Origin of the sequence: Massilia sp. UYP11 (genome assembly GCF_050434805.1) — a bacterium.
Taxonomy (GTDB): Bacteria; Pseudomonadota; Gammaproteobacteria; order Burkholderiales; family Burkholderiaceae_D; genus Telluria.
In genome coordinates this window covers 132,846-147,771 of the sequence record NZ_JBNDJE010000008.1, presented here as the reverse complement: position 1 = coordinate 147,771, position 14,926 = coordinate 132,846, and the positions used below count along the sequence as shown (strand labels likewise).

Here is a 14,926-nt window from a genome sequence, read left to right as displayed (position 1 = left end):
GGCAACTCACGCGGCGAGCAGCGGATTCCTGGTGACCGCCACCGCCAGGATGTAGGTGTAGCAGGCCAGCGCGGCGACGAAGGCCAGGGCGCGCGCCTGGCGCGTGCGGCCGCGCCTGAGCGCCACCGTGCCCAGGCCGATATAGGCGACCAGGGCCAGCAGCTTGGCGGTCAGCCAAGGCGATTGGCCCGGATACTGGCTGCTCCATACCGCCAGGCCGATGGCGCTGGCCAGCAGCAGGGTGTCGATCGCATGCGGCGCGATCTTCACCCAGCGCTGCTCCAGGCGTGTCGATTCGGCCAGCATCCACAGACCGCGGACGAGGAACAGGGCGCCGCTCAACACGGCGAAGGTCATGTGGAGGTGCTTGAGGGCGTCATAACTCATCGTTGCATCGGGTTGGTTGCGGCCGCGCCAGTATGCCCGAACCGGCCCCGCGGACGCCTCTTTTCAAAGCACCGGTCAGCCGCACTCGCCGACGTAGTGGCACGACGCGCAGCGCGAGCAGCCATCGACCTTGCGCAGCGCCAGCGCGCCGCATTCCGGGCATTTCGCGCCGTTCAGGACGGGCAGCGGTTCGGCCGGCGCCTCCGCCTGCAAGCGCGGCCCCGGCGCCGCGCCTTGCATGCGCCGTTCGAGGCCGCGCGCGAGCGCGTCCACCGGCACCTGGTTGCCCTGCTCGTCGAGGAAGCCGCGCCGGATCAGGATCCGCTGCAGCATGAAGGAGATCGCCGCGACTTCGGAATCGTGGTACACCGGCACCTGCACGCCGTCGTCGCGCACGATGTGGCCGCAGCGCACCGGCCCCTTTTCCCATACCACCTCGCGCATGTCGGCCAGGGCGCGCGCGATCGGGCCGCCGGCGCGTGCCACCATCGACAGGAGCCGCATCGAGGCCGTGATCCACTGGTGCCCGCCGGTGCGCTGGTTGGCCGGCATGAAGAACTCGAAGGGCCGCTCGATCGTGACCCGGCGGCCATCCCATGCTCCTTCGGCGCGCAGGAAACTCACCGTCAGGTAGACCGTCTTGCGGCCTTCGTGGGTCGAGTATTCGATCTTCGAGGTCACCGACTCCAGCTCGCCCAGCGGGCGGTGCTCGAAGCGCCTGCGCAGCGGGTCGTCGTCCGCCGCCGGCGTGGCCGAGGCGTCGTCCGTCGCTGGCGCGACTGACGCGTCGTCTGCCGCTGGCGCGACCGATGCGTCGTCCGTCGCTGGCGCGACCGACAGAACGCTTCCCAGTATCGGGTTCGGGCGATAGGTCGCCAGCCCTTTCAGGCCGGCGCGCCAGGCTTGCAGGTACAGGTCGCGGAAGTCGTCATAGGGGTAATCCTCGGGCACGTTGACAGTCTTGGAGATCGCGGTGTCGATGAAGGGCTGGACCGCCTCCACCATGCGCAGGTGGTCCAGCGCGCGCATCTCGAGCGCGGTGACGAAGCTTGGAGGCAAGGGAGCGTCGCCATGCAACTGGCGGTAGAGGCGCCAGGCGTGGTCGCACACCTCGTAGCTGCGCGTGCCGCCGTCCTCCGTGCGCTTCCTGCGCCGGTAGGTCCAGGAATAGGGCGGCTCGATGCCGTTCGAGGCATTGTCGGCGACGGCCAGCGAGATGGTGCCGGTCGGCGCGATCGACAGCAGGTGCGAGTTGCGGATGCCGTGCTCGCGAATGCCGTCGCGCAGCGCCGCGGGCAGGCGGAGGGCGAACTGCCCGCGCAGGTACTTGGCGGCGTCGAACAGCGGAAAGGCGCCCTTTTCGCGCGCCAGTTCGATCGAGGCCGCGTAGGCCGCGTCGCGCAGCTCGGTGGCGATGCGCGCCGCCATGGCCCGGCCTGCGTCGGAATCGTAGCGCAGGCCCAGCATCGCCAGCGCGCTGCCCAGGCCCAAAAAGCCCAGGCCGATGCGGCGCTTGGCGCGCGCCTCTTCGGCCTGCTGCGGCAGCGGCCATTCGGTGGCGTCCAGCACCAGGTCGAGCATGCGCACCGCGACGGTGGCCACCGCGCGCAGGCGCTCGAAGTCCAGCCGCGCATCGACGGTGAACGGCGCGTCGACGAAGGCGGTGAGGTTGAGCGAGCCGAGGTCGCAGCAGCCATACGGCGGCAGCGGTTGCTCGCCGCAGGGATTGGTGGCGCGCAGCTCTTCGGCGTACCAGAGGTTGTTCTCGGCGTTCATGCGGTCGACGAACAGCACGCCCGGCTCGGCGTGGTCGTAGGTCGACACCATGATGCGCTCCCACAGGTCGCGCGCGCGCAGGCTGCGGTAGATCCATGCGCCGTCTTCGCGACGGTGGCCGCCGGCGGCGAGAATCTCGTCGCCCGGCTCGGCCGCATGCACCAGCGCGAACGCCGCGTCCGCCTCGACCGCGCGCATGAAGGCCTCGGTCACGCCGACCGAGAGATTGAAATTGGTCAGGCGCCCGGTGTCCTTGGCCGCGATGAAGCGCTCGATGTCGGGATGGTCGACCCGCAGCACGCCCATCTGGGCGCCGCGCCGCGCGCCGCTTGACTCGACCGTGCGGCAGGAGGCGTCGAACACTTCCATGTACGACACCGGGCCGGAGGCGCGCGAGGCGGTGCCGGCGACCTTGCTGCCGAGCGGGCGGATCGCGGAAAAATCGTAGCCGACCCCGCCGCCGCGGCGCATCGTCTCGGCGGCTTCGCTGAGCGCGGTGTAGATGCCGGGCAGGCCGTCGCTGGTGCCGGAGATCGAGTCGCCGACCGGCTGGACGAAACAGTTGATGAGCGTGGCCGACAGGCCAAGGCCGGCGTTGGACGCGATGCGGCCGGCGGGAACGAAGCCCTGTTGCTGGGCTTGCAGGTAACGGCGCTCGCAGTCGGCGCGCTGCGCTGCCGGCTCGAGGGCGGCCAGGGCGCGCGCGATGCGCCGCTGCACGTCCCCGATCGTGCGCTCGTCGCCGCGCGCGTATTTTTCGCGCAGCACGTCCAGCGACACTTCCTGCGCGGGCAGGGTGCCGGCTGGCGATTCTGGTGCATTCATGTCGGTTGCCCTGTCCATGAATGCACCCGCCATTAGGGTTTGTTGATCGGCGTATCGCCCGATTTGTCCAGGTGCGGCGGCAGCACGATGGTCGGATCTTCGGGCTGGGCCGGGAACGGTGCGGTGGCCGACGGCGCCGCGCCAGGCCGCGGGGTGGCCGACGCGGTCGATGCCGAGGCGCCGGACGCCAGGCGGGCTTCCAGCTCGATCACGCGCAGCTCGAGCGCCTCCAGCTTGGTGCGGGTCTTGGCCAGCACCTGGGCCTGGATGTCGAATTCCTCTCGCGTGACCAGGTCGAGCTTGGCGAAGCCCGAGGTCATCGCCGCCTTGACGTTGCGCTCGATGTCCTTGGCCGGCCCACTTTCGAGTGCCTGGTTGATCTTGCCCTGCAAGTCGCTGAAGAAGTTGCTGTTGTTCATGTCCGTATCCCTTTCTGCCGGGCTGCATGCACCAAGGTGGTGCAAGTCAGCCTGTTTTGGTGCGTCACGCAACACGGCGGACGCCGTTCGCGCTCGGTTGTGTTAAAGCAAGTCGTATCTGTGGTGCGTTTACCAAAAAAACAAGGCCATTTTCACCGCTTTATGCGCTGGCACACATCCTGCTAAATGAAGGGGGAGATAAAGCACGAACAAGGATTCTAAACGCAGTAACTGTCCAAGGGGGTTTGTCATGAAGTGCAATGCAAAAATCAACGCAATCAGCCTGGCGATTCTGGCTTTCACCAGCATCCCGGCCATGGCACAGGAACAACCCGCCGAACATCAGGTGAGCTACAACGTGGGCCTCACCAGCGACTACCGTTACCGCGGCCTGTCGCAAACCGATTCCGACCCCGCCCTGTCCGGCGGCGTCGACTACGTACACGGCCCATCCGGCTTTTACGTAGGCACCTGGCTCTCCACTATCAAGTGGACGAAGGATCTGGGTGGCGACGGCAATATTGAATGGGATGTGTATGCCGGCAAGCGTGGCCAGTTGACCAACGAGGTCAGCTACGACGTCGGCGGCCTGTATTACTGGTATCCGGATAACAGCCTGGATCCGAACGCAAATACGTTTGAAATCTACGGCAAGCTCGGCTTCGGGCCGGCGTATATCAAGTATTCGCACTCGACGACCAATCTGTTCGGCACCACCGACAGCAAGCGCAGCGGGTACCTGGACGTGGGCGCCGACATCGACGTCGGCAACGGCTTCCTGCTGAACCTGCACGTTGGCCGCCAGCGCGTGAAAAACAATAGCCCGGCGTCGTACACCGATTACAAGATCGGCGTGACGAAGGACTTCGGGGTCGCCACCGTGGCCCTGGCCTGGCACAAGGCGAATACCGACGCTTATCTGAGTCCGGAAGGCAAGAATCTGGGCAAGTCAGCCGCCGTGCTGTCCGTGTCAAAAACTTTTTGATAGCAAAAGAGGCAATACCATGAAAATGATTACCGCCATCATCAAGCCCTTCAAGCTCGACGAGGTGCGTGAAGCGCTGTCGGAAATCAACGTGCAAGGCATGACCGTGACCGAAGTGAAGGGTTTCGGTCGCCAGAAGGGTCACACCGAGTTGTACCGTGGCGCCGAGTACGTCGTCGACTTCCTGCCCAAGATCAAGATCGAAGCCGCCGTCGACGATGCTGTCGTCGACCAGGTGATCGACGCGATCCAGGGCGCCGCCCGCACTGGCAAGATCGGTGACGGCAAGATCTTCGTGGCCGACCTGAACCAGGTCATCCGTATCCGCACCGGCGAGACCGGCAACGACGCATTGTAAGAAGGAAGTTTTCATGAAGCAGATAACTACAAAAATCCTGACCGCCATGCTGGGCCTGGGCCTGGCGCTCCCGGCCATGGCGGCGCCTTCGATCAACAAGGGGGATACCGCCTGGATGTTCGTCGCCACGCTGCTGGTGGTCATGATGGTGATCCCGGGCCTGGCGCTGTTCTACGGCGGCATGGTGCGCGCCAAGAACATGTTGTCGGTCCTGATGCAGGTCATGGTGGTGTTTTCGCTGATCATCGTGCTGTGGTGCCTGTACGGCTACTCGCTTGCCTTTACCTCTGGTAACGCGTTCATCGGCGGCTTCGACCGCGCCTTCCTGCAAGGCATCTGGGATCCGGTTGCCGGCACGTTCTCGATGGGCGCCACCTTCACCAAGGAAGTGATGATCCCGGAGTTCATCTTCGTCGCCTTCCAGGGCACCTTTGCCGCCATCACCTGCGCGCTGATCGTCGGTTCCTTCGCCGAGCGCGCGCGCTTCGCGGCGGTGCTGGCTTTCGTAGTGATCTGGTTCACCTTCGCTTACCTGCCGATGGCGCACATGGTCTGGTTCTGGGCCGGTCCGGACGCGATCACCGATGCCGCCTCGCTGGCCACCGTCACCGCCGGCGCCGGCTACCTGTGGCAACAGGGCGCGCTCGACTTCGCGGGCGGCACCGTGGTGCACATCAATTCCGCCGTTGCCGGCCTGGTCGGCGCCTACGTGATCGGCAAGCGCATCGGCTACGGCAAGGAATCGATGGCTCCGCACTCGCTGCCCATGACCATGGTCGGCGCCTCGCTGCTGTGGGTCGGCTGGTTCGGCTTCAACGCCGGTTCGGCGCTCGAAGCGGGCGACGTCGCGGCGCTGGCCTTCATCAACACCCTGCTGGCGACCGCCGCCGCCACCGTCGCGTGGGCGGCCGGCGAATGGATCTTCAAGCGCAAGCCATCGATGCTGGGCGCCGCCTCGGGCGCCATCTCGGGCCTGGTGGCGATCACCCCGGGCGCCGGTTTCGTGGGGCCGATGGGCGCCTTGGTCATGGGCCTGCTGGCTGGTATCATCTGCCTGTGGGGCGTGACCGGCCTGAAGCGCATGCTGGGCGCCGACGATTCGCTCGACGTGTTCGGCGTGCACGGTGTGGGCGGCATCCTGGGTGCGCTGCTGACCGGCGTGTTCGCGGCGCCGTCGCTGGGCGGCCAGGGCGTGTGGGATTACACCACCAATGCCATGAACACCAGCTATTCGATCGGCAGCCAGGTGCTGGTGCAGGCGCACGGCGTGGTCGTGACCGTCGCCTGGTCGGCCATCGTCGCCTTCATCGCTTTCAAGCTGGTCGACATCGTGATCGGTCTGCGTGTGCCTGAAGACGAAGAACGCGAAGGCCTGGATATCACCAGCCACGGCGAATCGGCGTACCGTTACTGATATCCCCGGATATCGGTCAGAAAGGCGCCTTCGGGCGCCTTTTTGTGTTCTTGATAACACCTCTTTAAAAAGAACAGGCGCACCCCATATGTCATATCCAGCTTAACAAATAACAAACGGCGCAAGAAGTCGCGCATAACAGGGAAATCCGCATACATGGTTCCGCACCTCGCCACCGCCCAGACCGGTCCTCTGCTCGATCTGGAAAAGAAAATCCTCGAAGCCACCCCCGCCATCGAGCGCTGGTTCCGGCTCGAGTGGCAGGAGCACACGCCGCCGTTCTATTGCTCGGTCGACCTGCGCAACGCCGGTTACAAGCTGGCGCCGGTCGATACCAACCTGTTCCCGGGCGGCTTCAACAACCTGCCGACCGAGATGCTGCCGCTGGCGGTGCAAGCCGCCATGGCCGCGATCGACAAGTATTGCCCGGACGCGCGCAACCTGATCCTGGTGCCCGAGACGCGTACGCGCAATCCAATGTACCTGCAGAACGTGGCGCGCCTGATGCAGATCTTCCGCCAGACCGGCCTGCACGTGCGCCTGGGGTCGTTCTCGCCGGACGTCACCGAACCGACGCCGTTGGCCCTGCCTGACGGCAATATGCTGGTGATCGAGCCGCTGGTGCGCTCGCCCAACGGGCGCCGCGTCGGCCTGGCCGACTTCGATCCTTGCACCATCCTGCTCAACAACGATCTGTCGGGCGGCATTCCGGCCATCCTCGAGAATGTGCACGAGCAGTCGCTGCTGCCGCCGCTGCACGCCGGCTGGGCGCTGCGCCGCAAGAGCAACCACCTGAAGGCGTTCGACGAGGTCGCCAAGAAGTTCGGCAAGCTGATCGACATCGATCCCTGGCTGGTCAATCCGCTGCACAGCAAGTGCGGTGAAGTCGACCTGCGCGAGAACGTCGGCACCGAGGAGCTGGCCGACAACGTCGCGGCGCTGTTCTCGAAGATCAAGAAGAAATACAAGGAATATGGCATGAAGGAGCGCAAGCCCTTCGTGATCCTGAAGCCCGATGCCGGCACCTATGGCATGGGCGTGATGACGATCAAGGATGCCAGCGAGGTGCGCGACCTGACGCCGGCCCAGCGCGCGCGCATGTCGGTGATCAAGGATGGCGTGGCAGTGACCGACCTGATCATCCAGGAAGGCGTGCCGACCTTCGAGTCGATCGACGACGCCGTGGCCGAGCCGGTGGTGTACATGATCGACCGCTACGTGGTGGGCGGTTTCTATCGCGTGCATGCCGAGCGCGGCATTGACCAGAACCTGAATTCGCCGGGTTCGCAATACGTGCCGCTGGCCTTCGCCCAGCAGCATGCGGTGCCGGACCTGAAGGCCAAGCCGGGCACGGCGGCGCCGAACCGTTTCTATGTGTATGGCGTGGTGGCGCGGCTGGGCATGCTGGCGGCGTCGCTGGAAATGGAACGCACGGATCCGAATCCGGAAGTCTATTAATTGCCCTCGGTGGCGGCCGGGTGCCGCCATCGATGCGGGCAGTAGCGTCAGTCGGACTTTCTGACGGCATACATGAAGTGCGAGCGCAGCACCGGCACCAGCGCCGTCAGCAGTTCGGACACGACATACGGCGCGGCGGCCAGCACACGGTGGAGCGGCGGCGCCAGCACCATGCTGCGGTAGCGCTGCTCGCTGCCCGGCCACCAGTCTTGGAGCTCGGCGCGGGTGACCTTGCGCACGTTGCGGTTGCTTGGGTTGTCATAGCGGAAATCGAACACGAGGCACCAGCCGCCCGGGCGCAGCATGCGCCACATCTGGGCCGCCAGCTCGCGCCGCAGGACGGGATCGAGTACCGAGGAAAACACCGTCTGCGCCGTGATGAGGTCGTAGCTGGCCTGCGGCAGCGCGTCGAGCGTGCCCAGGTGCCAGCGCACGCCGTGGGCAGTGCGCCGCCGCGCATGGTCGAGCCGGTCTTTTTGCAGCTCGGTGCCGGTGAGCCTGGCCGGCGTGGCGCCCCAGTCGATCATCTGGCGCAGGAAACTGCCGGTGCCGCAGCCGACATCCAGCACTTGCACATCAGACAAATCTGCGCCGACCGTGCTGGAGAGCAAGTCTGCAAAGCCGCGCGAACGCGCCGCCACCTGCTGCAGGATCTCGGGCCGGTGCCAGGCATAGCGCGCCAGCGGGGCGCCCCCATGCCAGTTGCGGTAGACATCTTCGATACGCTCCTGCTCGGCCTGTTGGCTTGGTTGGGTATCCATACTATTCATGCTCACCCGTGATCGTAGCGAGAAGTTTGATGTGCCTCAGTCGCGTGGCGTCAAAACCGGGCAGATTGCCGCAACGCCCGTCAAATATGAATGGATGGGGCCGGCCTGGGGCATCGGCCGCGAGTTTCCGTAATTCGGGCTAAAATCAGGGCATTACCCCGAATGGAAGCCCCATGAAAATCGCCTTTCTTGCCGACCCTCTGTCCGGATTCAAGATTTACAAGGATTCGACCTTCGCCATGATGCGCGAGGCAGCGCGGCGCGGCCATGCCGTCTACCACTTCGAGCAGCGCGACATGCTGCTCGAAGAAGGCGTGGTCAGTGCGCGCGTGGCGCGGATCCATCTCACCGGAGACCAGGACGCGTGGTACCGCCTTGACCCGGCCGAGGATGTGAACCTCGGAGAATTCGACGCCATCATCGAGCGCAAGGATCCGCCGTTCGACATGGAATACGTATACGGCACCTATCTGCTGGAACTGGCCGAGCGCCAGGGCGCGCGCGTGATCAACAGCCCGCGCGCGATCCGCGACCACAATGAGAAATTGGCCATCGGCAAGTTTAGCGAACACACTTCGCCGACCATGGTCACCTCGGATGCGGCGCGCCTGCGCGCCTTCCATGTCAAGCATGGCGACGTCATCTTCAAGCCGCTGGACGGCATGGGCGGCGCCGGCATCTTCCGCGTGAAGAGCGATGGCCTGAACCTGGGGGCAATCATCGAGACCCTCACCGACAACGGCCGCAACACCATCATGGCCCAGAAGTTCATCCCGGCCATCGAGAAGGGCGACAAGCGTGTGCTGGTCATCGGCGGCAAGCCGGTGCCCTTCGTGCTGGCGCGCATTCCGCAAGGCGGCGAAGTGCGCGGCAACCTGGCCGCCGGCGGCCTGGGCGTGGCCCAGCCGATCAGCCCGCGCGAGCGTGAGATCGCCGAAGCCGTGGGCCCGGTGCTGGCCGAGCGTGGCCTGTTGCTGGTAGGATTAGACGTGATCGGCGACTTCCTCACCGAAGTCAACGTGACCAGCCCGACCTGTTTCCAGGAGATCCACGATCAGACCGGATTCGACGTGGCCGCGATGTTCATCGACGCGGTCGAACAAAAGGTAAGCGACTGACATCATGGTAGGCATCCTGCTCCTGACCCACGCGCCGCTGGGCCAGGCATTCATCGCGGCAGTGGCGCACGTGTTCCGCGGCCCGACCGAGCGCTTCGAGGCGATCGACGTGGCCGCCGACCAGGATATCGGCGAGGTCAACAGCCTGGCCCGGGAGGCGATCGCGCGCCTCGACGAAGGCGACGGCGTGCTGGTGATCACCGACGTCAAGGGCGGCACGCCGTCCAATTGCTGCAACTCGCTGGCCGACGCCGGCCACGTGGAAGTCATCGCCGGGATCAGCCTGCCGATGCTGCTGCGTGCGATCACGTATCGGCGCGACACGCTCGACGTCGTGGTCGAGATGGCGCTGGCGGGCGCCCAGAACGGCGCGGTGCGGGTGGATAACCGGATCCGGGTGGGGTAGGGCAGGCGGCAGGCCAGCTGCGCGCGCCAGCGGCGCGATTCGACAAGACCAACGATAAAGCGAATATGATTCAACAAGAACTCGAGATCATCAACAAGCTGGGCCTGCATGCCCGCGCATCCGCCAAATTCACACAGCTGGCCGCGAAATACCAGAGCGACGTCTGGCTCACCCGCAACGGACGCCGCATCAATGCCAAGTCGATCATGGGCGTCATGATGCTGGCCGCCGGCCAGGGCGCCAAGGTGACCCTGGAAGCCGACGGCAAGGACGAGGAAGCCGCGGTCGCGGCCCTGTCCGCCCTGGTCAACGACAAGTTCGGCGAAGGCGAGTAATGCCGCGTGAAGCGGCACCTCGCTCAGGAGACGTCAGCATGGCCTCCTTCCTTCTCCATGGCATTCCGGTCTCGCGCGGGATCGCGATCGGCCGCGCCCACCTGCTCACCCCGGCCGCGCTCGACGTCAAGCACTACCTGGTCGCCGACGACCAGGTGGAAAACGAAGTGCGCCGCCTGCAAAACGCGATCGCCGCCGTGCACCGCAACCTGCAGGAACTGTGGACCGACCTGCCCAAGGACGCCCCCACCGAGCTGGGCGCCTTCATCGACGTCCACGCCCTGATCCTGTCCGATCCGATGGTGTCGGAAGCGCCGCTCGACATCATCCGCGCGCGCCACTACAACGCCGAATGGGCGCTGGTGACCCAGATCGACGACCTGTCGGCCCAGTTCGACGAGATCGAGGACGAATACCTGCGCGAGCGCAAGTACGACATCCAGCAGGTGGCCGAGCGGGTATTGAAGGTCCTGACCGGCACCGCGCTGAACGTGCCGCCGATCGCGATCGACGAAGACCAGCCGCCGCCGCAGATGATCGTGGTGGCCCACGACATTTCGCCGGCCGACATGCTGGCCTTCCGCGACCGCGACGGCGGACCGCGCACCTTCATCGGCTTCGTCACCGACGTCGGCGGCCAGAACTCGCACACCGCGATCGTCGCGCGCAGCCTCGACATCCCGGCCGTGGTGGGCATGGACCAGGCGTCGCGCCTGGTCGAGCAGGACGACTGGGTGATCGTCGACGGCGACGCCGGCGTGGTGATCTGCAATCCGAGCCAGCTGGTGCTGGAGCAGTACCGCGAGCGCCAGACGGCGCTGGCCAAGGCGCGCAAACGCCTGCTCAAGCTCAAGAAGACCCCGGCCGTCACCCGGGACGGCACCGCCATCACGCTGCTGGCCAATATCGAGCTGCCCGACGATTGTCCGGCTGCGCTCGAAGCGGGCGCCAACGGCGTCGGCCTGTTCCGCTCCGAATTCCTGTTCATGGGCCGCGGCCCGCAGGGCCTGCGGATTCCGGGCGAGGACGAACAGTTCGAGCAGTACCGCAAGGCGGTGCTGGCGATGAAGGGCCGCCCGGTGACGATCCGCACGCTCGACGTCGGCGCCGACAAGCCGCTCGACCAGACCGACCAGACCGCGCTCAATCCGGCGCTGGGCCTGCGCGCGATCCGCTACTGCCTGGCCGAGCCGCAGATGTTCCTGACCCAATTGCGGGCCATCCTGCGCGCCTCGAGCTTCGGCAAGGTGAGGATCCTGATCCCGATGCTGGCGCATGCCTTCGAGATCGACCAGACCCTGAACATGATCGAGCAGGCCAAGTCCCAGCTGCGCGCCGAGGGCATCAAATTCGACGAGGGCATCGAGGTCGGCGCCATGATCGAGATCCCGGCCGCGGCGCTGGCGCTGCCGCTGTTCGTGCGGCGCATGGATTTCCTGTCGATCGGCACCAACGACCTGATCCAGTATCTGCTGGCGATCGACCGGGTCGATTACGAGGTGGCGCACCTGTATAATCCGCTGCACCCGGCCGTGTTGCAGCTGATCGCCTCGACCATCGCCACCGGCCACAAGGCCGGCCTGGACGTGGCCGTATGCGGCGAAATGGCCGGCGACGTCAAGCTCACCCGCCTGTTGCTGGGCATGGGCTTGCGCGAGTTCTCGATGCATCCGGCGCAGCTGCTGGCGGTGAAACAAGAAATACTGAATACCGACCTGGGCGCGGTCACCACCCGTACCCGGCGCATCCTGCGCGCGATGGAGCCGGGCGAGATCGCCAGCGCGGTCGAGCAGCTGCAAGCCCTCTGACGTTGTGGCGACGGTTCGGTCCCGGCCGTCGCCAGCATCACCACCGCATTACCCAACACTTTTGAATACCTCCATGGGATCTCTTGGAATAGTCACACCACAGGCAATGCATTTCGCCGAGCCTTTGCTGTTGCAAAGCGGCGCCCAGCTCGGCGACTACACGCTGATGTATGAAACCTATGGCACGCTCAACGCCGACAAGTCGAACGCGGTGCTGATCTGCCACGCGCTGAACGCCTCGCACCACGTGGCCGGCCACTACGCGACGCCGAAGAGCGCCGGCTGGTGGGACAATATGGTGGGGCCGGGCAAGCCGGTCGACACCGACCGCTTCTTCGTCATCGGCATCAACAACCTCGGCTCCTGCTTCGGCTCGACCGGTCCGATGCACGTCAATCCCGCCACCGGCAAGCCGTATGGCGCCGCCTTCCCCCTGGTGACGGTGGAGGACTGGGTGGCGGCCCAGGCGCGCCTGGCCGACCGCCTCGGCATCGAGCAATTCGCCGCCGTGATGGGCGGTTCGCTGGGCGGCATGCAGGCCCTGTCGTGGAGCATCCTGTTCCCCGAGCGCCTGCGCCACTGCATCGTGATCGCCTCGACGCCCAAGCTGTCGGCCCAGAACATCGCCTTCAACGACGTCGCGCGCCAGGCGATCCTGACCGATCCCGACTACCGCGGCGGCGACTTCTACGAGCACGGCGTGGTGCCGAAGAACGGCCTGAAAGTGGCGCGCATGATCGGCCACATCACCTATCTGTCGAACGACGACATGGCGGAAAAATTCGGGCGCAAGCTGCGCAACGCGGCCCAGACCAACGACTACAACTTCGACTTCGGCATCGACTTCGAAATCGAATCCTATCTGCGCTACCAGGGCGACAAGTTTTCGGAATACTTCGACGCCAACACCTATCTCCTGATTACCAAGGCGCTCGACTATTTCGACCCGGCGCGCGCGCATGGCGGCGACCTGACGAAGGCGCTGGCCGGAACGCAGGCCCAGTTCCTGGTCGCCTCGTTCAGCACCGACTGGCGCTTCTCGCCCGAGCGCAGCCGCGAGATCGTCGAGGCCCTGGTGTCGAACCGGCGCCGCGTGAGCTATGCCGAGGTCGACGCGCCGCACGGCCACGACGCCTTCCTGCTGGAAGACGCGCGCTACATGAACGTGGTGCGCGCCTATTACGACCGCATCGCCGGCGAACTGCAGTCCACGCAGGAGGCCGCATGAATTTCACCGACCTGAACACGCTGCGGCCCGACCTGGCCTTCATCGCCCACTGGGTGGGCGACGGCGCCCACGTGCTGGACGTCGGCTGCGGCGACGGCGCCATGCTGCGCTACCTGGAGTCGGGCAAGCGCTGCACCGGCTACGGCATCGAGATCGCCGACGACAAGGTGCTGGAAAGCACCGCGCGCGGCATCAACGTGATCCAGCACGACATGGAAAAGGGCTTGGGGCTGTTTGGCGATAACACCTTCGACACCGTGCTGTGCCTGAATTCGCTGCAGATGATGCAGCACGTTGAACGGCTGCTGCGCGACATCGTGCGGGTAGGCAGCGAGGCGATCGTGTCTTTCCCCAACTTCGCCCACTGGCCGCACCGCCTGGCGCTGCTCAAGGGCCGCATGCCGATGTCGCGCTCGCTACCCTATAAATGGTATGACACGCCCAACGTGCGGTATGCCACGATTTACGATTTTCAGGAACTGGCAGTGTCGTGCGGCCTCGAAGTGCTGGAATGCGTGGCGCTGGCCGATGGCGAGGTCGTTCGCTTCCTGCCCAACCTGCGCGGCAGCCTGGCAGTGTTTCGTCTACGCAAGAAATTAACGGCGCCGTGATACGCCTTATGTGCGTTCGCGGCTTGAGCGAACGGGGCGGATACGCGATGATCCTCGCCAATCCGTGTGGGCGTGTTGCCCATTTTGAATAATTCCTGAGAGGATAGCGCTGCTAACAACAGCCTGTCGGTGCCGAGATGATAAAACTGAAACGCCTTGCCCTTTGCCTCACCTTGATGAGCGCCACCAGCCTGGGCCTTGCCCAGGACAATAGCCCGGTGGTCCAGGACGGCATCGCGGTCAAGCCGCTGTCGCGCATGCGCGTGCTGGCGCCGGAAGAACAGGTCAACGAGGCCGCGCGCCAGCAGTACACGGAAATGATCGGCGAGGCCAGGCAGAAGGGCGTGCTGGCCTCGGAAAACGATCCGCAGCTCAAGCGCCTGCGCGCCATCGCCCAGCGCATCATTCCGCAGACCACGCGCTGGAATCCGGCCGCGAGCAAGTGGGAGTGGCAGGTCAACCTGTTCAAGTCGAATCAGGTGAACGCCTTCTGCATGCCGGGCGGTCGCATCGGCTTCTACACCGGCATCATCGAGCAGCTGAACCTGAACGACGACGAGGTGGCGGCCGTGATGGGCCATGAGATCGCGCATGCGCTGCGCGAGCATGGGCGCGAGCGCCTGGCCAAGACCAACGTCACCGCACTCGGCGCCCGCGTCGGCGGCGCGCTGCTGTCGGGGATTTTCGGGGTCGATCCCAACATCACCGGCACCGCGGCCAACTATGCCGGCCAGTTCCTGGTGCTGAAGTTCTCGCGCGACGAAGAGCGCGAGGCCGACCTGGTGGGCCTGGACATCTCGTCGCGCGCCGGCTACGACCCGCGCGCCGGCATCGCGCTGTGGCGCAAGATGGCGGCGCTGAACCAGAGCGCGCCGCTCGAGATCCTCTCGACCCACCCGGGCGGCGAGACCCGCATCAAGGACATGGAAGCGCACATGAACGTGCTGCTGCCGCTGTATGCGCGCGCCAAGAACACCAGCGTCGCCAGGCTGCCGGCCTACCAGAGCGCCGCCCTGAAGTGACGGGGC

At 65.5% G+C, this 14,926-nt stretch carries 15 protein-coding genes and 1 pseudogene; 12 read left to right on the top strand and 4 right to left on the bottom strand.

The genetic code is table 11. The features are described 5' to 3' along the window. Positions 1 to 6: 6 nt before the first annotated feature. The 3 genes and pseudogenes from ABIB38_RS13835 to ABIB38_RS13825 all read right to left on the bottom strand — a co-directional run. On the bottom strand, positions 7 to 387 hold the full coding sequence (locus ABIB38_RS13835; protein ID WP_429204663.1) for a SirB2 family protein: 381 nt from the start codon (positions 385 to 387) through the stop codon (positions 7 to 9). 75 nt (positions 388 to 462) lie between these two features. Further along, positions 463 to 2,988, bottom strand: a complete 2,526-nt coding sequence (locus ABIB38_RS13830; RefSeq protein ID WP_429204661.1) for an adenosylcobalamin-dependent ribonucleoside-diphosphate reductase — start codon at positions 2,986 to 2,988, stop codon at positions 463 to 465. Between the two features lie 191 nt (positions 2,989 to 3,179). Beyond that, a pseudogene (locus ABIB38_RS13825) lies at positions 3,180 to 3,407 on the bottom strand (accessory factor UbiK family protein); the annotation flags it as partial. 250 nt (positions 3,408 to 3,657) lie between these two features. Here ABIB38_RS13825 and ABIB38_RS13820 point away from each other — a divergent pair. From ABIB38_RS13820 to gshA, 4 genes are all read left to right on the top strand, one after another. Next, positions 3,658 to 4,392: a TorF family putative porin gene (locus tag ABIB38_RS13820; RefSeq protein WP_429204660.1), complete on the top strand. Its 735-nt coding sequence runs from the start codon at positions 3,658 to 3,660 to the stop codon at positions 4,390 to 4,392. Positions 4,393 to 4,411: 19 nt separating this feature from the next. Further along, positions 4,412 to 4,750 carry a P-II family nitrogen regulator gene (glnK, locus tag ABIB38_RS13815; protein WP_005667790.1) on the top strand — a complete coding sequence of 113 codons (339 nt, stop codon included), beginning with the start codon at positions 4,412 to 4,414 and terminating at the stop codon, positions 4,748 to 4,750. Between the two features lie 13 nt (positions 4,751 to 4,763). Continuing rightward, positions 4,764 to 6,164, top strand: coding sequence for an ammonium transporter (amt, locus tag ABIB38_RS13810; RefSeq protein WP_429204659.1), 1,401 nt, complete (start codon positions 4,764 to 4,766; stop codon positions 6,162 to 6,164). Positions 6,165 to 6,320: 156 nt separating this feature from the next. Then, entirely contained in the window at positions 6,321 to 7,622 is a 1,302-nt protein-coding gene (gene gshA / locus ABIB38_RS13805; RefSeq protein WP_429204658.1) for a glutamate--cysteine ligase, read from the top strand. A 47-nt stretch (positions 7,623 to 7,669) separates the two neighbouring features. Here gshA and ABIB38_RS13800 read toward each other — a convergent pair whose 3' ends face one another. Continuing rightward, complete coding sequence (locus ABIB38_RS13800; RefSeq protein WP_429204656.1) at positions 7,670 to 8,383, bottom strand: class I SAM-dependent methyltransferase; 714 nt, start codon at positions 8,381 to 8,383, stop codon at positions 7,670 to 7,672. Between the two features lie 7 nt (positions 8,384 to 8,390). Between ABIB38_RS13800 and ABIB38_RS13795 the strand changes: the two genes are divergently transcribed. The 8 genes from ABIB38_RS13795 to ABIB38_RS13760 all read left to right on the top strand — a co-directional run bounded on the left by ABIB38_RS13795 (position 8,391) and on the right by ABIB38_RS13760 (position 14,920). After that, on the top strand, positions 8,391 to 8,525 hold the full coding sequence (locus tag ABIB38_RS13795; RefSeq protein WP_429204655.1) for a hypothetical protein: 135 nt from the start codon (positions 8,391 to 8,393) through the stop codon (positions 8,523 to 8,525). A 40-nt stretch (positions 8,526 to 8,565) separates the two neighbouring features. Continuing rightward, positions 8,566 to 9,510 carry a glutathione synthase gene (gene gshB / locus ABIB38_RS13790; protein WP_429204653.1) on the top strand — a complete coding sequence of 315 codons (945 nt, stop codon included), beginning with the start codon at positions 8,566 to 8,568 and terminating at the stop codon, positions 9,508 to 9,510. A 4-nt stretch (positions 9,511 to 9,514) separates the two neighbouring features. Next, positions 9,515 to 9,916 carry a PTS sugar transporter subunit IIA gene (locus ABIB38_RS13785; RefSeq protein ID WP_429204652.1) on the top strand — a complete coding sequence of 134 codons (402 nt, stop codon included), beginning with the start codon at positions 9,515 to 9,517 and terminating at the stop codon, positions 9,914 to 9,916. A 65-nt stretch (positions 9,917 to 9,981) separates the two neighbouring features. Then, on the top strand, positions 9,982 to 10,251 hold the full coding sequence (locus tag ABIB38_RS13780; protein ID WP_429204651.1) for an HPr family phosphocarrier protein: 270 nt from the start codon (positions 9,982 to 9,984) through the stop codon (positions 10,249 to 10,251). Between the two features lie 38 nt (positions 10,252 to 10,289). Next, the gene (gene ptsP, locus ABIB38_RS13775) at positions 10,290 to 12,059 is read left to right on the top strand and encodes a phosphoenolpyruvate--protein phosphotransferase (RefSeq protein WP_429204650.1); all 1,770 of its coding nucleotides are present in this window, start codon (positions 10,290 to 10,292) and stop codon (positions 12,057 to 12,059) included. A 73-nt stretch (positions 12,060 to 12,132) separates the two neighbouring features. Then, the gene (gene metX / locus ABIB38_RS13770; RefSeq protein WP_429204649.1) at positions 12,133 to 13,287 is read left to right on the top strand and encodes a homoserine O-succinyltransferase MetX; all 1,155 of its coding nucleotides are present in this window, start codon (positions 12,133 to 12,135) and stop codon (positions 13,285 to 13,287) included. Then, on the top strand, positions 13,284 to 13,898 hold the full coding sequence (gene metW / locus ABIB38_RS13765) for a methionine biosynthesis protein MetW (protein WP_429204647.1): 615 nt from the start codon (positions 13,284 to 13,286) through the stop codon (positions 13,896 to 13,898). The genes metX and metW overlap by 4 nt, the downstream gene beginning before the upstream one ends. Positions 13,899 to 14,035: 137 nt before the next feature. Further along, positions 14,036 to 14,920, top strand: a complete 885-nt coding sequence (locus ABIB38_RS13760) for a M48 family metallopeptidase (RefSeq protein ID WP_429204645.1) — start codon at positions 14,036 to 14,038, stop codon at positions 14,918 to 14,920. Positions 14,921 to 14,926: the final 6 nt, after the last annotated feature.